Source organism: Nonomuraea glycinis, assembly GCF_014646515.1.
Classification (GTDB): domain Bacteria; phylum Actinomycetota; class Actinomycetes; order Streptosporangiales; family Streptosporangiaceae; genus Nonomuraea; species Nonomuraea glycinis.
In genome coordinates this window covers 194,319-213,942 of the sequence record NZ_BMNK01000016.1, presented here as the reverse complement: position 1 = coordinate 213,942, position 19,624 = coordinate 194,319, and the positions used below count along the sequence as shown (strand labels likewise).

20 protein-coding genes are annotated in these 19,624 nt (G+C 70.4%); 12 read left to right on the top strand and 8 right to left on the bottom strand.

The features are described 5' to 3' along the window. Positions 1–39: 39 nt before the first annotated feature. On the bottom strand, positions 40–1,248 hold the full coding sequence (locus tag IEY87_RS35160) for a cytochrome P450 (RefSeq protein WP_189143131.1): 1,209 nt from the start codon (positions 1,246–1,248) through the stop codon (positions 40–42). Between the two features lie 198 nt (positions 1,249–1,446). Here IEY87_RS35160 and IEY87_RS47340 point away from each other — a divergent pair, with 198 nt between their 5' ends. The 3 genes from IEY87_RS47340 (at position 1,447) to IEY87_RS35145 (ending at position 3,666) form a co-directional block, all read left to right on the top strand. Beyond that, a complete protein-coding gene (locus tag IEY87_RS47340) occupies positions 1,447–2,124 on the top strand; it encodes a GbsR/MarR family transcriptional regulator (protein WP_372462279.1) in 678 nt (225 codons plus the stop codon). Positions 2,125–2,217: 93 nt separating this feature from the next. Further along, a complete protein-coding gene (locus tag IEY87_RS35150) occupies positions 2,218–2,913 on the top strand; it encodes a GntR family transcriptional regulator (protein ID WP_189143129.1) in 696 nt (231 codons plus the stop codon). Between the two features lie 135 nt (positions 2,914–3,048). After that, complete coding sequence (locus tag IEY87_RS35145) at positions 3,049–3,666, top strand: VOC family protein (protein ID WP_189143128.1); 618 nt, start codon at positions 3,049–3,051, stop codon at positions 3,664–3,666. 31 nt (positions 3,667–3,697) lie between these two features. Here the strand turns inward: IEY87_RS35145 and IEY87_RS35140 are convergent, their stop codons facing one another. After that, positions 3,698–4,132 carry an SRPBCC family protein gene (locus IEY87_RS35140; protein WP_189143127.1) on the bottom strand — a complete coding sequence of 145 codons (435 nt, stop codon included), beginning with the start codon at positions 4,130–4,132 and terminating at the stop codon, positions 3,698–3,700. Then, positions 4,129–4,533: a nuclear transport factor 2 family protein gene (locus IEY87_RS35135; RefSeq protein ID WP_189143126.1), complete on the bottom strand. Its 405-nt coding sequence runs from the start codon at positions 4,531–4,533 to the stop codon at positions 4,129–4,131. Before IEY87_RS35135 ends, IEY87_RS35140 begins: the two co-directional genes overlap by 4 nt. Positions 4,534–4,604: 71 nt before the next feature. Between IEY87_RS35135 and IEY87_RS35130 the strand changes: the two genes are divergently transcribed. Next, positions 4,605–5,093, top strand: coding sequence for a MarR family winged helix-turn-helix transcriptional regulator (locus IEY87_RS35130; RefSeq protein WP_189143125.1), 489 nt, complete (start codon positions 4,605–4,607; stop codon positions 5,091–5,093). Positions 5,094–5,110: 17 nt separating this feature from the next. Here the strand turns inward: IEY87_RS35130 and IEY87_RS35125 are convergent, their stop codons facing one another. Next, positions 5,111–5,953 (bottom strand): helix-turn-helix transcriptional regulator, encoded by an 843-nt coding sequence (locus IEY87_RS35125; RefSeq protein ID WP_189143124.1) that lies wholly within the window; start codon positions 5,951–5,953, stop codon positions 5,111–5,113. 193 nt (positions 5,954–6,146) lie between these two features. On the opposite strand from IEY87_RS35125, the gene IEY87_RS35120 reads away from it, so the two are divergent. Further along, positions 6,147–7,169 carry an aldo/keto reductase gene (locus IEY87_RS35120; protein ID WP_189143123.1) on the top strand — a complete coding sequence of 341 codons (1,023 nt, stop codon included), beginning with the start codon at positions 6,147–6,149 and terminating at the stop codon, positions 7,167–7,169. Positions 7,170–7,182: 13 nt separating this feature from the next. Here the strand turns inward: IEY87_RS35120 and IEY87_RS35115 are convergent, their stop codons facing one another. After that, positions 7,183–8,370 carry a cytochrome P450 gene (locus tag IEY87_RS35115; RefSeq protein ID WP_189143122.1) on the bottom strand — a complete coding sequence of 396 codons (1,188 nt, stop codon included), beginning with the start codon at positions 8,368–8,370 and terminating at the stop codon, positions 7,183–7,185. A gap of 73 nt (positions 8,371–8,443) precedes the next feature. On the opposite strand from IEY87_RS35115, the gene IEY87_RS35110 reads away from it, so the two are divergent. Continuing rightward, entirely contained in the window at positions 8,444–9,052 is a 609-nt protein-coding gene (locus tag IEY87_RS35110; protein ID WP_189143121.1) for a TetR/AcrR family transcriptional regulator, read from the top strand. Between the two features lie 372 nt (positions 9,053–9,424). Here IEY87_RS35110 and IEY87_RS35105 read toward each other — a convergent pair whose 3' ends face one another. After that, positions 9,425–10,213: a carbonic anhydrase gene (locus IEY87_RS35105; protein WP_229699427.1), complete on the bottom strand. Its 789-nt coding sequence runs from the start codon at positions 10,211–10,213 to the stop codon at positions 9,425–9,427. Positions 10,214–10,438: 225 nt separating this feature from the next. Here IEY87_RS35105 and IEY87_RS35100 point away from each other — a divergent pair, with 225 nt between their 5' ends. From IEY87_RS35100 to IEY87_RS35075, 6 genes are all read left to right on the top strand, one after another. Beyond that, positions 10,439–11,005 (top strand): hypothetical protein, encoded by a 567-nt coding sequence (locus tag IEY87_RS35100; RefSeq protein ID WP_189143119.1) that lies wholly within the window; start codon positions 10,439–10,441, stop codon positions 11,003–11,005. 427 nt (positions 11,006–11,432) lie between these two features. Further along, complete coding sequence (locus tag IEY87_RS35095) at positions 11,433–11,945, top strand: IPT/TIG domain-containing protein (RefSeq protein WP_189143118.1); 513 nt, start codon at positions 11,433–11,435, stop codon at positions 11,943–11,945. Continuing rightward, positions 11,905–12,663, top strand: coding sequence for a hypothetical protein (locus IEY87_RS35090; protein ID WP_189143117.1), 759 nt, complete (start codon positions 11,905–11,907; stop codon positions 12,661–12,663). The genes IEY87_RS35095 and IEY87_RS35090 overlap by 41 nt, the downstream gene beginning before the upstream one ends. A gap of 3 nt (positions 12,664–12,666) precedes the next feature. Then, entirely contained in the window at positions 12,667–13,023 is a 357-nt protein-coding gene (locus IEY87_RS35085) for a hypothetical protein (RefSeq protein ID WP_189143116.1), read from the top strand. A 167-nt stretch (positions 13,024–13,190) separates the two neighbouring features. Beyond that, complete coding sequence (locus IEY87_RS35080; RefSeq protein ID WP_189143115.1) at positions 13,191–15,848, top strand: hypothetical protein; 2,658 nt, start codon at positions 13,191–13,193, stop codon at positions 15,846–15,848. Continuing rightward, the gene (locus tag IEY87_RS35075) at positions 15,841–17,385 is read left to right on the top strand and encodes a hypothetical protein (RefSeq protein WP_189143114.1); all 1,545 of its coding nucleotides are present in this window, start codon (positions 15,841–15,843) and stop codon (positions 17,383–17,385) included. Before IEY87_RS35080 ends, IEY87_RS35075 begins: the two co-directional genes overlap by 8 nt. Before the next feature lie 21 nt (positions 17,386–17,406). On the opposite strand, the gene rox is transcribed toward IEY87_RS35075, so the two are convergent. Both rox and IEY87_RS35065 read right to left on the bottom strand, forming a co-directional pair. Next, on the bottom strand, positions 17,407–18,831 hold the full coding sequence (gene rox / locus IEY87_RS35070) for a rifampin monooxygenase (protein WP_189143113.1): 1,425 nt from the start codon (positions 18,829–18,831) through the stop codon (positions 17,407–17,409). A 35-nt stretch (positions 18,832–18,866) separates the two neighbouring features. Next, complete coding sequence (locus tag IEY87_RS35065; protein WP_225277941.1) at positions 18,867–19,613, bottom strand: TetR/AcrR family transcriptional regulator; 747 nt, start codon at positions 19,611–19,613, stop codon at positions 18,867–18,869. Between the last annotated feature and the right edge of the window lie 11 nt (positions 19,614–19,624).

The following is a 19,624-nucleotide window of genomic DNA, read 5'->3' as shown; positions in this document are numbered from 1 at the left end:
GCCGGTAGGCGATCGGCCGGTCGTACGCGACCTCGCCGGTCACGCCTCCCAGGTGACGGGAAGGCTGCGCACCCCGTAGATGTCCGCGGTCTCCGGGCGCAGCCCGACCTCTTCGGCCGGTACGGCCAGGCGCAGCGTGGGGAAACGGTGGAGCAGCGCGGGGAGCGCGACCCGCATCTCGACCCGGGCCAGCTGCTGGCCCAGGCACTGGTGGATGCCGTGACTGAAGGCCAGGTGCCCGCCCTCCTGGCGCCGGATGTCGAGGGCGTGGGGGTCGGTGAAGCGCTCGGGGTCGCGGTTGGCGGTGTTGAGCGACAGGATGACCGTCGTGCCGGCTTCGATGGTCCGGCCGCCCAGCTCGACGTCCTCCAGCGCCGTTCTGAAGAAAGTCTTGGCGACGCTCAGATAGCGCAGCAGCTCCTCCACGGCGTTGTCGGTGAGCGCGGGGTCGGCGCGCAGCGCGGCCAGCTGCTCCGGGTTCTGCAGCAGCGCGAAGGTGCCCAGCGCCAGCATGTTCGCGGTGGTGTCGAACCCGGCCGACAGCAGGATCAGGGCGATCCCCTGCAGCTCCTCATCGGTCAGATCGCTGTCGAGCAGGTCGCTGAGCACGTCGTCGGTGGGGTTGGCGCGCTTGGCGGCCACCAGCTCAGCGAGGTACGACTGGGTGGCGGTGTAGGCCGCGTACAGCTCCTCGTCGCTGACCTCCCCGCCGAGGAACGTGTCGATGTGCTTCTGGAACAAGCCCCGGTCCGCGTACGGCACGCCCAGCAGCTCGCAGATGATGACGGCGGGAATGGGCTTGGCGAACGCGGTCACCAGGTCCGCCGACGGCCCGGCCTGCTCCATGGCGTCCAGGTGCTCGGCGGTGACCTGCTCGACCCGCTCGGTGAGCAACCGCATCCGCCGCACGGTGAACTTGCCCACCAGCGGTTTGCGATAGCGGCCGTGCCGCGGCTCGTCCATGAGCAGGAACTCGCCGGGCGGCGCCGGCGGGACCTCGATGTCGCCGTAGTCGATCAACGGGTGGTGGCGCATGAGCTCCTTGCGCGAGCTGAACCGCGCGTCGGCCAGGACCGACCTGACCAGGTCGAAGCCGGTGACCAGCCAGCCCTGGTGCCCGTCGGGGAAGGGGTAGCGGCTGATGGGGCTGTGACTGCGGGCGTCGATCAGCTCTGCCGGCGGGTCGAAGGGACAGCCGGCCTGGCGCGCGGTCGGCAGCGTCGTGACGGTGTGGAGGGGCTCACCCATGACGGTTCCTCATCTCGCGATAGTACGTGTTCGGAATAGATCGAAAGCTACGTTGCTTTCGATATTGCTGTCAATCTTGAAAAGGCATTCTCCCAGGTACATGGCCATAAATCGGTGCGATGACGCTGGGGTCGAATGCAATGCTTCGTTGCAATGAATGGCGGCGAAGGCAATACTGCGGGCATGCCAGGAGGACGGTTGACCCAGCAGGACCGCCGGCGCATCGCGGCCGGACTCGCCGACGGGCTCTCCTACGCCGAGATCGCCAGGCGGCTCGACCGGCCGACCTCGACGATCAGCCGGGAGATCGGACGCAACGGCGGCCCCAGCGGCTACCGGCCCCAGCAGGCGCACCAGGCGACGGCCCAGCGGGCGCGGCGCGGCACGCCGGCGCCCCCGCGCGCGGCCGTACCGGCGGAAGGCACGAGAGAAGCGGAAGGCGCGAGGGAAGCGGAGGTCATCGAGATGGCGGTCAGGGCGGGGCTGCCGAGGATGACGGCGCGGGTACACCTCGACCTGTTGCTGTCGGAGGAGGGCAGGCGCACCGCGGCCGAGCTGGCCCGCAGGCTGAAGGTCAGCCCGGCCTCCGTCTCCGTGGCCGTGAACTACCTGGTCGATCAGGGGTATGTCCGGCGCGAGCGCGATCCGCGGCGGCGTCGCGACATCTACGTGGTCGACGACGACGCCTGGTACCACTCGATCATGATCAGCTCGCGGCAGACGCTCGAGGCGGCGCGGTCCTCGATCGAGGCGGCGCAGGCGGCCGGGCTGGACCGGCCCGTGGGGCGGCGGATGGCCAGGGGAGGGGCGTTCCTGGAGCGGGTCAGCCTGGACATGATGGAGTCGGCCGACCGCTGGCGCAGTCTTCTGGCGTGACGGGCCTGCGGCGCTCGCCACAAGTCGGCGGCGCCTTCATCGAGATCGCTGGGAAGATAATCGATTATTGGTCGGATCGTCTATGATGGGGACATGACTCAGGCAGCCACCTCGCCGGGGAAGCAGATGCTCTCCGAGCAGGTCTACGCACACCTGCGGGACGCGATCATGCGCGGCGACTTCGCCCCCGGTGACGCGCTCAAACCGCAGGACCTCGCCAAGGACCAGGGGGTGAGCCTGGCCGTCGTCCGCGAGGCGCTCGTCCGGGTGGTCGGCGAGGGCCTCGCCGACCGGCTGCCCAACCGCGGCTTCGCCGTACCGGCCTTCTCCGACCGCCGCTGGCAGGAGATCGCGGAGGCCCGCCGGACCATCGAGCCGGTCATGCTGCGCATGGCCATCGAGCGTGGCGACGTCGACTGGGAGGCCCGCGTACGAGCCGCCCACCACCGCCTGGCCCGCACCCCGGCGTACGCGCAGGACGAGGGGGAGCACTACAGCGACGCCTGGGCCGAAGCACACCGGCTCTTCCATCGCACCCTCCTGGAGGGGTGCGGCAATCCTGTCCTGCTGGAGGTCTTCGACCGGATGTGGACCGCGAGCGAGCTGGCTCGCCGGTGGTCGGCACGCCGCACCCCCGGCCGGGACGCCGTCGGTGAGCACGGCCGGCTGGAGGAGGCGGCGCTGGCCCGCGACGCCGACACCGCGGCCGAGGTGCTGACCCGGCACCTCACCCTGACCGCCGCCGTCCTGACCGGCCGCACCCACGACGAGCCCGCGAAGGAGACCTGATCCGCCTCGCCGGGCCACGCGGGGGAAACCAGGGCCGCCCTCACGCCCTGGCCTGAGTTTCCCCAGGTCAGCCATGGGCAGACTGCACGAATCTCGTCGTGTCGGCCGTTGACAGGAGCTCAGGAGGCACAGGCCATGGACATGAAACTCGAAGTCGTCGTGGTGCCGGTCGCGGACGTCGACCGGGCCAAGGACTTCTACACAGGGCTGGGCTGGCGGCTCGACGCCGATGTCACCACCGGCGAGGACTTCCGGGTGGTACAGACGACCCCGCCCGGCTCGCCGGCCGCGGTCATCTTCGGCACCTCGGTCACCTCCCAGCCGCCGGGCTCGGCTCAGGGCCTGCACCTGATCGTCGATGACATCGGCGCCGCCTACGACGAGCTCAAGCGGCTCGGCGCCGGCCCGAGCGAGGTCTTCCACGACGCGGGCGGCGTCTTCCACCACGCCGGGACCGACGCCCGGGTGGCCGGTGCGGATCCGCAGCGCACGAGCTACGGCTCGTTCCTGTCCTTCAGCGACCCCGACGGCAACGGCTGGGTTCTGCAGGAGGTCACCACCCGGCTCCCGGGACGGCTGGACCCGTCGCTCACCACGTTCGCCTCGGCGTCGGACCTCGCGGCCGCGCTGCGCCGCGCCGCGGCCGCGCACGGCGAGCACGAGGCGCGCACCGGCGCCGAGGACCCGGACTGGCCGGACTGGTACGCCGACTACATGGTGCGCGAACAGGCCGGCACCGAGCCGCCGTCGTGAGTGCGGACGCGAGGTCCGGCGCCGAATTCCGTCAGCCGGGCGCGAGCAGGGCCACGAGCCGGTCGAGGTCGGCCTCCTGCAGCCGGCGGTAAGAGGGGGCGAGCAGAGCGGTCAGCGGCCGGAGCGGGCCGCGCAGCCGTATGTCCAGGGTCGCGGTCAGGCGGATCTCGCCGGGTGAGACGGCGGATATCACCCGTGTCCCGCTCACGTTCACCATCGCGCTGCCTCCCCGGTAGCGCGCCTGGGTGGCGTCAGCGTGTTCGATACGGGTGGGCGTGACGAAGGTCAGCCCGGCGAAGCGGAGTTCCTCCACGATCGTCTGGCCTGTCACGGCGTGGCCGGACGGTTCCACGGTCATGCGGTGCACCTGTGCGCGCCAGCGTGGATCGCATGACCAGTCCAGGAAGAGCCGGGTGGCCCGGTCCCGGTCGGACTGGACGGTGCGGGCGCTCGTCAGGACGGTCACGACAGCTCGCCCCAGAAGGCGTCGACCTCGTACTGGTCGCGGCTGTAGAGCCAGGACTCGGCGATGCGCCCGTCGCGCAGGGTGATGACGTGAGCCACGTTGTTCACCAGCGGAGTGGCGCGGTCCGGGCGGGTGGCGGTGTACGTGGCCAGGGCCACGGCCTGCTCCTCGTCGGCGAGCACGCGGTTCACCGCCAGCCTCAGCGTCCCTCGCGTCACCTCCGCGGCCTTGGCGACGAAGCCGATGACGGCGTCCCGGCCGACGTGGTCGCCGGTGTTGGAGCTGCGGCCGGGCACGTGCAGCACCGCGTCGGGGGTCAGGAGATCGCCGGCGGCGTCCAGGTCGCCGCGGGCGAGCGCGTCGTAGAAGTCGTGGACGGTCTGAGCATGGCGGGGGGACATGGGACTCCTCAGGGAAAGTATTTCGATGTAAAAACAGTTGCACATATTTGTTTTGATGTCAAAATACTTGCATGCGAGACTCGGATCCTGTGGAGCTGATGGTGCGGCAGTGGGCAAGCCGGCGGCCGGACGTGGACGCGGCGCCGATGGCGCTGTTCGGCCGCCTGTCCAGGGCTGACGCCCGGGCCAACACGCTCATCGCGGCCACGTTGCGCCCGCACGGCCTCAACCGCGGCGAGTTCGACGTGCTGGCCACGCTCTACCGTGGCGGTGCCGACCTTTCCCCCGGGGAACTGGCCTCGGCCCTTCTGCTGTCACCCGGCGCCACCACCAACCGGGTGGACCGGCTGGAAGCCGCAGGACTGCTGTGCCGTGAGCCTGACCCCCGTGACGGGCGCGGAGTGCGGGTCGGGCTCACCAGCGCGGGCCGCGACCTGCTGGAACGGGCCTTGACCGACCATGTGGCGGGGCTGGGGCGCCTGGCCGCCGGGCTGACTGGCGCGGAACGCGAGCAACTGGCCACCCTGCTGGCCAAGCTCCTGGCGGGCATGGACAGGTGACCCCGCACGTTGAGCGTTCAGCCATGGGTCAGGTTCTGGAGGCCGATCACGCGCAGCAGTTCCAGCCGCTCGTAGGACCTGCTGCCCGGGCGGGCGGTGTAGACGATCAGCCGTTGGTCGTGCTCCGGGTTCAGCAGCACCTCGCAGTCCAGCTCCAGCAGGCCGACGATCGGGTGCAGGAAGCGTTTGGTGTCGGAGCGGCGTACGGCGACGTGGTGGGTGTCCCACAGCGCCGCGAACTCCTCGCTGCGGGCGCGGAGCCTGCGGACGAGCGCTGCCACCCGCGCGTCGTCGGGGCGGCGGGCGAAGGTGGCGCGCAGATCCGCCACCGTCACCTGGGCGGCGTGGTCACGGTCCTCGGCCGGGAAGCGTTCCCGCGCGAAGGGGTCGGTGAAGAAGAGCCAGACGGCGTTGTGCTCCGCCTCGGGGCGGGCGGACACGTCACCGTGCAGCGCCTTGGCCATCGCGTTCTGCGCGAGGATGTCGCCGCGGTCGCTCACCACCTGGGCGGGAGTGTCGCTCAGCCGGTCGAGGACGAGAAGCAGGCCGGGGCGGACATGCTCGGTGGTCGGCCGGTTGCGTGGGGGCTCCTCGCCGGCCAGATGGAAGAGGTGGTCCCGTTCGTCGCCGGTCAGCCGCAGCGCGCGGGCCACGGCGGCGAGCATCTGGCGGGACGGGCGTGAGCCCCTGGCCTGCTCCAGCCGCGTGTAGTGGTCGGTGGACATGCCCGCCAGCTGCGCCACCTCCTCGCGGCGCAGTCCCGGGGTGCGCCGCCGCGCGCCCTGCGCCAGCCCCACGTCGGCAGGGGCGAGCCGGGTACGGCAGCGGCGCAGGAAGTCGGCCAGTTCGGTTCTGTCCACACCTCCACCATGCCCCCCGGACGCCGGACGCAGCCAGGGACGGCCTGTCCCCGGATAAGGACGTCTCTCCCGCCGGCGCCCGTACCGCCGCACGATGGAGCCGAGCACCGGACAGGTGCCACGTGCCCCAGGCGGCACCCGCACGACAGTCACGTCCGCCTTCCGCGGCGTCGAATCAGTGAGGAAGCCTCGTATGCAGTACCGTACGCTCGGCCGGACCGGGATCAAGGTCAGCCCCTACGCGCTCGGCGCGTTGATGTTCGCCACGCACGTCGGCAATCCCGACCCCGACGACTCCGCCCGCATCATCCACAGAGCGCTGGACGCGGGGATCAACCTCATCGACACCGCCGACGTCTACGGCGACTCCGAGGAGGTCGTCGGCAGGGCGCTCAAGGGACGGCGGGACCATGTCGTCCTCGCGACCAAGGTGAGCCGCCCGATGGGTGACGACCCCAACCAGCAGGGCGCCTCGCGGCGCTATATCGTGACCGCGGTAGAGAACTCGCTGCGCCGCCTGCGGACCGACCACATCGACCTCTACCAGATCCAGCGGCCGGACCCCGCCACGGACATCGAGGAGACGCTCTCCGCGCTCTCCGACCTGATCCACAGCGGGAAGGTCCGGGCGATCGGCACGTCCACGATGCCGGCGTCCGACATCGTGGAAGCCCAGTGGGTCGCCGAGCGGCGCGGCCTGGCACGTTTCCACACCGAGCAGCCGCCGTACTCACTGCTCGACCGCGGCATCGAACGCGAGGTGCTGCCGGTCGCGCAGCGCCATGGGATGGGCACGCTGGTCTGGGGCCCGCTCGGGCAGGGGCTGCTCACCGGCCGCGTCCGCAAGGGACAGCAGAACGAACTCCGCCGCGCCGGCTTCTTCAAGCACCTCAACGACGAGCGCCGGCTGGACGCCGTCGAGCGGTTCATCTCGCTCGCCGAGGAGGTGGGCCTGCCGCTGACCCACCTCGCCATGGCGTTCGCGATCGCTCATCCGGGCGTGACCAGCGCGATCGTCGGGCCGCGCACGATGAGCCACCTGGACGACCTTCTCGCCGGCGTCGACGTGGCACTCACCGACGACATCCTCGACCGGATCGACGAGATCGTCCCGCCGGGCACCGACGTCGCCCCGCTCGACCAGGCCTACGTGCCGCCGTCCCTCCAGCGGGCCGGCCTGCGCCGCCGCCCCGCCGCCGAACGCGCCGCCGCCTGACGTACCCCGCCTCCTACCAGGTGACGGGCAGAGCGGCCACGCCGTAGATGGCGGCCCGCGGTCGTAGCCGCACCTCCCCGGCGGGTACGGCCAGCCGCAGCCCGGGGAAGCGGCGCAGCAGCGCCGGATAGGCCAGCCGCATCTCCAGCCGGGCCAGCTGCTGGCCCAGGCACTGATGGATGCCGTGACCGAAGCCCAGCTGCTGCCTGGCCTGGCGGGTGACGTCGAGGCGGTCGGGGTCGGGGAAGCGGGTCGCGTCCCGGTTGACGGCGGGGAGGGAGATCGTCACGGTCTCACCGGCTCTGATGGTCCGTCCGGCGAGCGGCACATCGGCCCTGGCGACCCGGATCGGGCCGATGTGCGTGACGCTGAGGTAGCGCATCAGCTCCTCGACCGCGGTCTCCGCGACGCCCGGATCCGTGCGTACGAGCTCCGCCTGGTCGGGGCGGCACAGCAGCAGGAACGTGCCCAGGCCGAGCATGTTCGCGGTCGTCTCGTGCCCGGCGGTCAGCAGCAGCGTGGCCACCCCGGTGAGCTCCTCGTGGTCGAGCTCGCCACCGGCGACCAGCTCGCTGAGCAGGTCCTCGCCGGGGTCGGCCCGCTTGCGCCCGACCAGTTCGGAGAGGTAGCCCATCAGCTCGGCGCCCGCGGCGCCGCGCTGTTCGATGGAGTTGTCGAGGTTCACCGCCCGCGCGGTGGTGTCCTGGAAGCGCGAACGCTCGCCGTACGGCACGCCGAGCAGCTCGCAGATCACCAGCGACGGGATCGGCAGCGCGAACGCGGGGACCAGGTCCGCGGGAGCTCCCGCGCGGGCCATCTCGTCGAGCTGACGGTCGATGATCCGCTGCGTCCCGGGCTCCAGCAGCCGCATCTTTCGCATGCTGAAGTGCCTGGTCAGCAGCCTGCGGTAGCGGGAGTGCTCGGGGTCGTCCATCGCGATGAAGAAGCCCGGGGGGATCACCAGCTCGGCCAGCCCCTCGGGCGGCGCCAGCTCCTTGATCGGCGGCGCGGCACCCTGCGAGGTGTTGCTGAAGCGCGCGTCGTCGAGCACCGCGCGGGCCTCGGCGTAGCCGGTGACCAGCCAGCCGGGCCGCCCGTCGGCGTAGGTCATCGGGTGCAGCGGTCCGTGGAGCTCTTTCAGCACGGCGGGCGGCTCGAACGGGTCTTCCCGCTCGACCGGCAGCGTCTCTAGGATGTCCATGCCTCCAGAGAAGCGCACAGATTGCGAAATTGCAACCTGTGCATAAAAGCAAGGTGTGCGGTATGGTGGCGTCGTGGAAGGTCATCGTGAACGCAAGAAGGTCCGCACCCGCCGCGCGCTGCTGGAGGCCGCGGTGCGGCTGTTCAGCGAGCAGGGCTACGAGCAGACCACCATCGCCGAGATCGCCGCGGCGGCGGACGTGGCGCCCCGGACCTTCTTCGCGTACTTCTCGAGCAAGGAGGATGTGCTCTTCCTGCAGGCCGAGGATCGCGGGCAGGCCATGCTCGACGTGATCGCCGGGCGGCAGCCGGGGGAGCCCCTGGGGGCTCTGCTCAGCCGGATGTTCGACGGTCTGGTGCGCGGCCTGGCCGATGACGACGAGCTGGACTTCGCGCTGTCGCCGCTGCGGGCGCGGCTGATGTTCGCCGAGCCCGCGCTGCGGGCCCGCGGGCTGACGCTCATGATGCAGGAGCAGCCCCGGGTGGCGGCGGCCCTGTGCGAGGTCTATCCCGAGCTGGATCCCGTGTCGGCCGGGGCGGCGGTCGGGAGCTTCATGGGCGCCCTGTCCGTGGCGGGCCTGGTCGCCCAGCAGCAGGGCGGCTCGAACGAGGACGTCCTGGCCGCCGGGCGGCGGGGGATCGAGATCGCGATCAACGGGCTGTCGAGCCTCGGCGGTTCTTGAGCATTCCGCGTGCTCGGCTGAACGCCCCGCGCCGCTGGCGACCAGGATCGCGTCGCCGCCGTCCCCCGCGAACACGTCGACGCGATCGATCCCACCGGCCGGGCACTGCGTCGCGGTCCCCACCTGCGGGCATCCGGGACCGGCCGCGACCGAGCCGAGCGTGTTGCCGATGCTCACCACGGTGCCCGCGGCGTTGAGCCTGATCTCGATCCCGTCGGCCACCGAGCTGCCGTTGACGAGGATCCTGCCGCACTCTGGCGGGGCCTCATTCCCGGCTCATCGCATAAGGACGCACCGGTCAGGCGTACTAGTTCGTTGGCGGCCCAGAGCCCCGTGCGGGCGCGGGCCCGTACGCGCCGGGGCCGCCTGCGGTCAGGCGGGTGCGCCGTTCAGGATCTCGACCTGGCCTGTGTCCAGGGAGTAGTACGCGCTGACCACGGCCAGGTCCCCCTTGGCCACCAGCGGCGCGAGGTCTCGGTTGCCGCGCAGGGCGTTCGCGGTCAGCTTCACCTGGGCTCTGGCCATCGTCTCGATGGGGTCGGCGCTGCGCTCCCGTACAGCCTGTTCGTAGGCCGGACGCAGAGCGTGCGTGATCGCCTGGAGGTTGCCCGGCAGCGGCTCATCGTCCCGCAGGGCTTTGTACGCGGCGGCGACCGCGCCGCACCGCTGGTGGCCGAGTACGACGATCAGCGGAGTTCCGCTGGTCATCGGCCCGTACTCGACGGAGCCGGTGACGACGGGCCCCAAGGCCGTCCCGCCGCTGCGCATGACGAACAGATCGCCCAGGCCGGTGTCGAAGACAAGCTCGGGCGGCACCCGGGAATCGATGCAGGACAGCACCGCCGCGTAGGGCTGCTGACCGGTGGCCAGCAACTCCCGGCGGGTGGGATCGCGATCCGGATGCTGGAGCTCGTTGGTCACCCAGCGTCTGTTGCCCTCCATCAGCCGCTGGTAGGCGGCCTTCGGTGTGCCGGGAGTCGATCCTGGGCGGGACGCGGGAGCCGCCTCGGTCCGCAGGCCGGCCGATGAGCAGCCGGCAAGCCAGGCTGCCGCGAGGGACGCGGCCGCTGTGAGCAGCGTTCGCCGCGCCGGAGGTTCCCGGTGGGCGGCCCAGTGCTGGCTGGCATCGATGACGTGCGGGGAAGCGGGCAGGCTGGTCACGAAGGTCACGCTACGCGTTCTGTCCGTCACTCGTCGGGAGATTGCATGTGTGGACGGCGCCGGCCTCGGGATCCGATATCTCCCGGCTGTGCACGTTCCTGGCATAAATCACGTACGGATAGCCCGTATCATTGCACAGCGTTATCAATAACTTACGGTGCGTTATAGACGGAGGTGGGGATCACAGCGAGGCATAGATCATTTACGAGAAAGGCCATAGCTTCGATGCACACGCGTATCCGCCTGGCGGCCCTGGCGTCCGGCGCCGCCATCCTCGCCGCCAGCGGCATGATGTCGGCCTCGGCGTCAGCCACGGCCCCGGTCCCGGCCTCCAGCACCCACAACCGCCCGTCCGCGCGTTTCGGCATCGCCTATCTGCCGGCGAACGTCGACCTGCAGCCCACCGCGTCGGGCACCTGGGTCGACACCGGATTGCAGGTCACCCTGCCCAAGGCCGGCACCTACGCGCTCGACCTGGACGTCCGGGCACGCCTGCAGGGGGTTCCCCCGGTCAACACGTTCATGGTCGGCCGTCTGTGGAACGTCGATGCGGCCGCCGCTCTGCCCAACAGCGAGCGGATCCTCAGCCAGCTGATCGACACCACCGCGACCGGCGCCGGGATCATCGCCAAGAACACGACCTCCCCGATCAGCGAGTACATCACCGTGACCGCGCCGACCACGATCCGGCTGCAGGCCCAGCGGACCAATGCCAGCGGCGCTTCGACCATCGCCGCCATCTGGAGCGACAGCGCGGGGCGCACGTCCTTCCGCTTCGACAGGATCTCCTGATCGAATCGCCCTGCCCCTGAGCCCTACTCGATTGTCCGGTGCGAGCCGGGCTGGTCATCGACGGTGCCGGTCGGGCGGCGACGCTTCCTGGTTGCCGCCCGACCGGCCAGGTCTTTCCATGTCAGTGCCGTGCGTCGTGCGGCGCCGCGCATGACCTCCGCCCCTCGCGTGCGGCGCAGGAAAAATGCGACGAGACGCAGAGTTATGGCAACGGTTATCAGTTGCGGCGTATTTGTGCTGGGCCGCGGAGTCAAATTGAGAAATCAGCGGGTATTCGCCGTCCCGCTCACTGGCATTCGCTTGCCAATTGTTTACGATCGGCTTCTGGCGCCTGCCGGGCTCATGAGACATTCTCTTAGTACCGGCGTTATGCGCGGATACGCGCCCATACGCTCACGCTGGAAATCAGCGGATACAGGGGGATCGAATGCCGCTCAAGATCGGAAATTTCAATCCGGACCGTGGCAAGCCGCGGGACCTGATCAGGATCACGGGTGAGGGTTTCGTGCGCGGTACCCAGGTCATATTCTTCCCGGACAGGGAGGGATACGACGTGACCGTGAAGACCGCGGGTGAACTGACGGTCAAGGTCCCGGAGGTGGTCGAAACCGGGGTCATCCATCTTCGGAACCCTGACGGCGAGAGCAGTTCGAGCACCAAGTCTTTCACCGTCCAAGAGCCGCCTATTTACATCACACAGCTCAAGCCGACGAGCGGGCAAGTCGGTGAGAAGATAATCATCGCCGGGCACGGCTTCGATCTCAATGGTCGGAAGGGGACCGTGAAATTCGGCAGTTACGTCGCCACGCAGATAGACTGGAGCAGCGATATCCTCATCAGGGCGACAATACCGGCGAACGCCAGAGCCGGGGAGGTGCACATCGAGGTCGCCACCCATCATGGCACCGCCAGGAGCCCCCAACCTTTCACCATTAAGTGAGGGTCCGCAGATGCCCGGGGCAACTGACTGGCAAGCCATCGTCACGGCGAGCTGGGACAGCATCAAAGCGAAGGTTGCCGCCGACCTGCCCAAGGCGGTAGCCGGGAAACCGCTGTCCGACCATACCTACAACGAGCAACTCGGCGTCTGCGTCCTGCTCAACGGGCCGAACACCGGCGCCGCGGTCTGGAATGACGACGGTGCGGGCACGGTGGCGCTGACTTCGCTGAAGGTGAGCGATTTCACGTCGGTCACCGGCCAGAGCGCCAAATTCGGGACTCTCCAGGTCGAGTTGCCGCTGTCTTTCGCGCTACTCGCGGCGAGCGGCCGGTACGCCTACGTCCAGCCGTGCGCCCAGTTCAGCCTCGGCAAGAAGGGCGCTCCGGCCAGGCTGAACGGCGCCGGGAAGATCAGTGCCAGGTCAGAACGCGGCAGCCTGACGTATCAGCTGAAGGTCGTCGATCCGGACAAGGCGCTGCGCCTGGAGTTGACCGGGGCGAAGGTCGACGGCCAGCGAAGCGTCAACCTTGAGGCTGACGGCCAGCCGAGCAACGCGCTGCTCCGCATCCTGCTCGGGTCGTTCAGCGAGGGCTCGCAGCGGCTGATCATCTCCTCGGCGCTCGACTCGTTCTTCTCCCACGGCGAGTTCGGCCGGGACATGGTGAACGAGCTGAACCGGATCATCGGCGCGAGCCTCGCGCAACGAGCACAGGGGTGAGGCATGGCCACGATCGAAGGCATCTACAAGGCGACCGTCGCGGTCGGCGAGACGGTGAGTCCCGTGCTCTTCATCCTGAAGGCGGGCCGGTTCGAGGGGTTCGACACCGACGATCGGCGGTTCAGCGGCACCTACGCCGCGGATCCGGCCACGCTTGACGTGCTGCTGACGGCGCAGATGTCGTACTGGACGCCGGTCCTGCCGGGAGAGGAGCCGGTGCGGGCGACGGCGCCGTTCACGGTCCGCGTTCCGGCACCGCCCGACGAGGCCGGCGCGACGATCGCGGCCGACCTGAACCTGGACGAGACGGTCGGCAGCGTGGTCATCGAGCGCCTGAGCAGCCTTGATTTCCTGAAATGACGGAATCTGGTCCTCTGCCCGATACGGGGATGTACCGGATGTTCGACGGATATCTGGTGACGCCCGACCGGGCCGGCGCGGGGTCCGTGTTCTCCCGCATCTCGTTCCGGCTGCCGGAGGCCGGGGCGGTGGCGAGCGGAAGAGGCGAGGCGGGCGGCATCCCCGCCGTGCGGATCGCGGTCGCGGACAGCATCCCCTTCCCCGCGTACGGGGAGGTGGTGGCCTCCACCGTCGTCGACGATTCCCGTACCGGCGCGCAGCAGGTGTGGTTCGTCCGGCAGGTCGGCGGCGAGGTGTTCCTGGATCGCGTGTCGCTCAGTGCCACCGCGACGGGGACCGGTCAGACAGCGGCCGGTCGGACAGCGGCCGGTCAGACAGCGGCCGGTCAGACGGGGGCCGGTCAGACGGGGGCCGGTCAGGCGCTCGGGCGGACGACCTTTCCGCTGGGGGCGAGCTGGGTACGGTCGATCGCCGGCGAAGCCGCGCTTGCCACGAAGACCCAGGTGGTGCTGGTCACGGGGGCCTCGGATCAGGGCGTCGTGGTGGGCGCCTTCGACGCGTCATCGGGAAGGCTCACGAGCACCTGGACACTGCCCGGCTCGCCCCTGGGCTCGCTGGTCGGCAGCTGGATCCTGGTCCAGGACTTCACGACCTGGCTGTTCGTCACGGTTCGCGCGGCCGGCGCGTTGTCGACTCTCGCGGTCCCCACGACCGCACTCAGCCCCGGTCAGCAGCTTCCGGCGGCAGATGTGCACCACCTGCCCCGGGTGGACGTCGCCACGGGATCGAGCGCGGCCGCGACGCTGGGGAGAATGCTGCCCGGATCGGCCGGGAGTCAGCTCATCCTGGCCGCGGCCGGGCCGTCAGGCGCCCCGTTCGTGGTCATGCAGGGGTTCGACGCGGGAAAACCGGCGCAGCGCGCCGTCGCGGTGATCGATACGGCGTTCGCCAAGCCCAGGTCGGGACAGTACCGGCTGACCTGCGCCGACCTGGACAACAACGGGCAAGAGGAGCTCGTGCTCGCCTATCCGGCCGACTACGGCGGCGTGACGGGTGCGGCCGCCTTCGTGCTGCTGCGCTTCGACGCGCAGCACAGCCGCTGGGAGGCGAGCAGCCGGTACGTCGCGGCCGGGCCAGGCGGGGCTCCGCTCGCGAGTCTGGACCTGCGGCTCGGCTCGGGCGTTCTCGGCGACGCGGTCACCAGCGGGGTGCTGGTCCTCGGCGCCGGGGGCGATCTCGCGCACATCATGAAGGGCGAGGCGCAGGTCTTCGCCGGCATCGTGCCGGTCGACCCGGTCACCTTGCGGTTCCCGCCCTATGCCGAGGCCCCGGCCACGCTGCCCGCGGCGACCCAGATCGGGGTCACGGGGTTGAAGGCGCCCGGCGTCCTCGGGTCGGTGGTGGACCTGTCCGGGCTCAGCGTCACGCTCGGACCGCCTGTGCTCACCCAGTTGTCGTCGCGTGGTCAACTGCTCGCGATCCTGCAGGTCCCGCCGTTCGACCGGGAGACCGTCAGCATCGCGCCGTCGCTCACTTTCTCCGAGTCGGACAACCAGGTGAAAGGACTGTCGGTCACCTCGTCCAAGGACTGGGTCATGTCGGACGACGCCGGCCTTTCGCTCGGCATCAGCAGTTCGATGCTCAACTTCCACCTGAGCAAGACATACGGCCATGGCTTTTCTCATACGGAGGACAACAGCACGTCGATGGGTGTCGCGATCAGCCGGACGCCCACCCAGCTCGACCGGCTCGTGACGATGTCCGTCGATTATTCGGTCTGGCGTTATCCGATCGTCCGCCGGTCCCGCGGCGCCGAGTCGGGCGGGATGCTGATGGTCGTCTTTCCCGGTTCTTCGATTCCGGTGCAGGGCACTCCCATCGCCTACGACCGGCAGTTCGGATACCGTACCGGCTATGAGCCGGGCGTGCTGCTGTCGTACCTGAACGTCGAGCTCGACGGCTGGGACGAGACCAAGCAGAGTGAATTGCTGCTTTTCCGGCCGCTGGTCAGCCTGGAAGTCACCAACGATCAGCCGGATACCAATACCTACGACCGCAGTGACACCAATCAGGACACCGTCGGCAAGCATTACTTCGTGGCGACGTCAGCGAGCAGCAGCGCGAACCTGCTCATGAACACGCACTTGTTCAGTTATCTGCCGGCATCATTCGGGTTCAATCTGGGCTCCAGCGAATCCTATTCGGACAGCGCCATGGAAATGACGTCCTTGTCCCGGACCGAATCTCTGTCGATCAGTGTCAGCGGGGGCACCGTCCCCGATGCCAGTTTCCGCTACACGGTGACGCCGTATATCTATCAGCATGCCGGCCTCGGTGCCCTGGTCGTGGCGTTCAAGGTGGGAAATCTCGGCCCTGGATGGCGATCCCAGTACGCGCAGCCCTATCCGATGCTGATTCTGCCTTTCCGGCACCAGAGCAAGGATCCGCTGGAGAAGATCTTCAGCCGCAGCATCAGCTTCGACAAGCAGCCCGACGGAACCGTGCACATCGTGGTCGAGGTCTTCAACCACGGTTTCACCGATGCCGAGATGGTCACCGTGCGGGTGCACCACGGCGAGCCGAAGTTCGAGGATGGGCGCCCGGTCATCCCGGCGGACACGCCCATCGGCGAGGTGCAGGGCCGGGTCGTGGCGCTGGGCCGCCAGCGGATGCGGGTGACGTGGACTCCTCCGGCAGGGGCCGCGTTCATCACCGCGGTGGTCTGGGGCGGACCACGGACCATCGACTTCGCGGAGGTCGCGTGGAACATCTACCCCGAGTCCGCCTTCGAGGGCCTCGGCTTGCCAGGGATCAGGGATGCCTGAGGCGTCGCGTCCCCTGATCACCTCGCACGCCCGAGCCGAGGCGGTGGCGCGGCCGGCCCGCGAGCCGGCCTCGGCCGGATACGGGGTTTCCCTGGCCGACCACGAGATCGGCGGGCGACGCCGGGCGCAGAACGCCCTGGCACGCCGGCTGTATCCGGCCCTGCACGCGGTCACCCTCGCGTGCTCGCGCCTCGGCTTTCGCGAAGCGGGCGAACGCGCCGGGCCGGCGGGCGAGCGCGCCGGGCTGGTGATCGCGACCTCGGCTGCCGACCGCCACGCCGTGGCGCGGTCCCCGCAGGTCTTCCTGCCGCCGATCACCGAATCGGCCCCTCAGCGGGCACGCCGGCTGGACGTCCTGCTCGCTGTGGCACGCTTCGTCTCCGGCGGTCTGGCCCAGGACGTAGCCGCGATGCTCGGCACGCGTGGCCCTGAGCTGTGCCTGCCGGGCGACTGCGGGCTGACGCCGCTGGCGGTCGCCCGGCTGTTCATCGATTCCGGGCGGGCCGACGCCATGGTCGTGGTCTGCGTGGACCCCCGAGCCGGCGACCCCGGCCGGCATGAGGCCGTCGCCGTGGTGGTCGAGCGGACGGCGGCGGCCGGCATCGCCGTTCCCTCCCTGTCGGCTGCGCTGTCCACCGACACAGCGGCCTGTGTGCCGGCGATCGGAACCTATCTGGCGGGCGGCCCCGGTGATCGCCGGACCGACGCGCCGGGAACCCCAGGGATCGACTGCACCGTTCGCTGGGCCGCACCGGCCGCACCGGAGCCCGTCGACATCGGAGACTTCATCGACCGCGGCCGGCGACTGCTCGACGAGAGCCTCCGCGCGGCCGGGTCGCGGGAACTCGGGGTGGTGGTCGCGAGCCTGCTCGACCTGTCTCCCGAGCACGCGCTCGCCGCGATCGAGCGCGGGGCCGCGCCGCCGGAGGTCGCCGGGGAGGCCGGCCGGATGACGTTCGCCGGCGGGCTGCGGCAGCACCACGCCGACCGGGGGCTGCGCGGCCCCTACATCGCGGTGACCGGAATCCCCGGCGCCTCGTTGCTCTCGCTGGCGATCGCCGAGGATCTGATCAGCCAAGGCGTGGTGCCGGCCGTCGCGGTCATCGCCGGCGACTGGGTCGGGGCGGGGGCCACGCGGGCGCTCGCCGTGCTCGACTGCCCTGACCGGCCGTACCTGCGATCATCGGTGTCCGCGCTGGTGCTCGGGCCGGCCGGCGGTCAGGCCGGCGGGCGGCGGATCCGGAGCCTGGTCGCCCGCCGCGACGCCTGTGACGACTTCGGTGCCGAGCTCAGCGCGCATGCGCCGGATGACACGAGCGCCAGTGGCTGCACGGGTGAGGATCTGGCCGCGGCTCTGGCCTTCATCGGGCGGTCATCGCTGCCCACCGCACCTGTCGGCCCGTCCCTGTCCCGGTTTCTCGGCGCCGACGCGCTGGCGCGGGTGTCCGGCTCTCTCGGCCTGCCGGGGCGCGCGGCGGTGTCGGTCCGCAACGCGCTCGGCGGATCCGGAGTCGTGCTGCTGGACGCCCCGCGTTGAGACCGGTCACCGTACCGGTGGTCAGAGGCGGGCGGGGCCGAACCAGCGGGGGAGGTGGGCGAGGAGGTCGTGCTGGTCGTCGCCGGCCCAGGCCACGTGGCCGTCCGGGCGGAGCAGGACCGCGGGGGCGTCCAGGGCGTCGGCGGGGCCCACGAGGTGGTCGACGCGGTCGGTCCAGCCGGATATCGAGAGGTGGCCGGTTCGGTCGAGGAGCAAACCGCGGCCGCGGTGCATCAGCGCGTAGAGGCGGCCCTGTCGCACGTCGATGTCGCGCAGGCGGCGGCCGAGCAGGGGGTGGCCGTCGCCGAAGTCGTAGCGGACCCCGATCGCGGTGATCTTCTCGGTCAGGTGCCGGCTCACCTCGTCGAGGTCCATCAGTTCCGACAGCAGCCGGCGCATCGCCTGGGCGCCCGGCGTGGTGGAGATCAGCTCCATCTGCGCGCGGGTGTTGTCCAGCACGTCGGCGGCCACCGGGTGCCGTTCGGCGTGGTAGCTGTCCAGCAGTCCCTCCGGCGCCCACCCGTTGACGTCGGCGGCCAGTTTCCACCCCAGGTTGAACGCGTCCTGGATGCCCAGGTTGAGGCCCTGCCCGCCCAGCGGCGGGTGGATGTGGGCGGCGTCACCGGCCAGCAGCACCCGCCCGACCCGGTAGCGCTCGGCCTGCCGGGTGGCGTCGCCGAACCGCGACAGCCAGCGCGGGGAGTGGACGCCGAAGTCGGTGCCGGCGTACACGCGCAGTTGCCGTTGGAACTCCTCGAACGCGGGCGGGACGGAGCGGTCCTCGGCCACCCCCTCGGCGGGGACGACGACGCGGTACACCCCGTCCCCGACGGGCCCGAGGCCGAACCGCTTGTGGGTCAGGCGGACCTCGGCCACCACGGCGGCCACGGTGTCCTGCGGCGCGGTCGCCTCCATCTCGCCCAGCAGCGTCTCGACCCGGGTGGGCTCGCCGGGAAACCCGATGCCCAGCAGCCTGCGCACGGTGCTGCGGCCGCCGTCGCAGCCGACGAGGTAGCGGGAGCGCAGCCGCGTCCCGTCGGCCAGCTCCACGCTCACCCCGTCGTCGTCCTGGCTCAGCTCGGCCAGCGCGCAGCCGCGCCGGATCTCGGCGCCGGCCTGGGCGGCGTGCTCGGCCAGCAGCCGGTCGGTGGTGGTCTGCGGAATGGCCAGGACATAGGGGTGCGCGGTGTCCAGCCCGCCGGGTGCGGGCTTGTGGATGCCGGCGAACATGCCGCCGACCGGGTGCCGGCGGCCGAGCGCGAGGAACCGCTCCAGCAGGCCGCGCTGGTCCAGCACCTCGACGCTGCGCACGTGCAGGCCGAGCGCGCGAACATACGGGGCCGGTTCGGGCTCTTTCTCCAGGACGAGCACCCGCACCCCGTGCAGCCGCAACTCGCCGGCCAGCATCAATCCGGTCGGCCCGCCGCCGGCGATGATCACGTCCATGTCGGCCACCATCCGCTGCCCACGAACCCCCATGCTCAGGCCCCCGCGAGGGCCGCGGCGACGCAGTCGAGGACGCGCTGGAGCCCGTGCCGGAACTGGTCGTCGCGGCTCAGGTGCGGCTGGCGCGCCTCGATCACGATCTTAGTGAAGATCGGGTAATCCCCGCTCTTCACCACCTGGTCGATGTACGGGCTGCTCCGCGCCATCCACTCCGCCTCGCTGAGCCCGCTGCGGCGGACTTCCTCGGCGGCGCTGATCTCCTCGCGGACGGTGCCCTCGACGTAGCCGGCCAGGATGGCCACGAGGCCGAGGTTCTCGTCGATGGAGACGAAGGCGTCGAGCACGCCCATCAGCCGTTCGATCAGGAGCAACTGGTGGGGGCCGAAGCTGGGAAGTGACCGCTGCACGGTGGCGATCCACGGGTGCCTGAGCCACATGGCCCGCAGCCCGTCGGCGTAGCGGGTCAGGTCGGCGCGCCAGTCGCCCGAGGGCATGCCCGTGACGTCGATCTCGCCCATCACCCGGTCGGCCATGAGCTCGACCAGGTCGTCGCGGCTCGGGACGTACCGATAGAGGGACATCGCGCCGGCGCCGATCTCGGCGGCGATCCGCCGCATGGTGGCGGCCTCAAGGCCTTCGGCGTCGGCGATCCGGATCGCCGCCTCGGTGATCTGCGCGCGGCTGTAGACCGGCTTCGGCCCGCGGGCGGGGCGCTCGGGCCGCATCCAGATGTTCACGTACTCGGCGTCGGCCACCGTCTCCTCCTCCCCAGTTGCGTACATAGTACCCAGTA

What these genes read in the sequence shown, in the direction of transcription:
- IEY87_RS35095 (WP_189143118.1), top strand. Translation starts at nt 11,433, where the DNA reads ATGCCGCTCAAGATCGGAAATTTCAATCCGGACCGTGGCAAGCCGCGG.
- IEY87_RS35065 (WP_225277941.1), bottom strand. Translation starts at nt 19,613, where the DNA reads ATGTACGCAACTGGGGAGGAGGAGACGGTGGCCGACGCCGAGTACGTG.
- IEY87_RS35145 (WP_189143128.1), top strand. Translation starts at nt 3,049, where the DNA reads ATGGACATGAAACTCGAAGTCGTCGTGGTGCCGGTCGCGGACGTCGAC.
- rox (WP_189143113.1), bottom strand. Translation starts at nt 18,831, where the DNA reads ATGGACGTGATCATCGCCGGCGGCGGGCCGACCGGATTGATGCTGGCC.
- IEY87_RS35090 (WP_189143117.1), top strand. Translation starts at nt 11,905, where the DNA reads ATGGCACCGCCAGGAGCCCCCAACCTTTCACCATTAAGTGAGGGTCCG.
- IEY87_RS35120 (WP_189143123.1), top strand. Translation starts at nt 6,147, where the DNA reads ATGCAGTACCGTACGCTCGGCCGGACCGGGATCAAGGTCAGCCCCTAC.
- IEY87_RS35160 (WP_189143131.1), bottom strand. Translation starts at nt 1,248, where the DNA reads ATGGGTGAGCCCCTCCACACCGTCACGACGCTGCCGACCGCGCGCCAG.
- IEY87_RS35135 (WP_189143126.1), bottom strand. Translation starts at nt 4,533, where the DNA reads ATGTCCCCCCGCCATGCTCAGACCGTCCACGACTTCTACGACGCGCTC.
- IEY87_RS35100 (WP_189143119.1), top strand. Translation starts at nt 10,439, where the DNA reads ATGCACACGCGTATCCGCCTGGCGGCCCTGGCGTCCGGCGCCGCCATC.
- IEY87_RS35115 (WP_189143122.1), bottom strand. Translation starts at nt 8,370, where the DNA reads ATGGACATCCTAGAGACGCTGCCGGTCGAGCGGGAAGACCCGTTCGAG.
- IEY87_RS35075 (WP_189143114.1), top strand. Translation starts at nt 15,841, where the DNA reads ATGCCTGAGGCGTCGCGTCCCCTGATCACCTCGCACGCCCGAGCCGAG.
- IEY87_RS35150 (WP_189143129.1), top strand. Translation starts at nt 2,218, where the DNA reads ATGACTCAGGCAGCCACCTCGCCGGGGAAGCAGATGCTCTCCGAGCAG.
- IEY87_RS35130 (WP_189143125.1), top strand. Translation starts at nt 4,605, where the DNA reads ATGCGAGACTCGGATCCTGTGGAGCTGATGGTGCGGCAGTGGGCAAGC.
- IEY87_RS35085 (WP_189143116.1), top strand. Translation starts at nt 12,667, where the DNA reads ATGGCCACGATCGAAGGCATCTACAAGGCGACCGTCGCGGTCGGCGAG.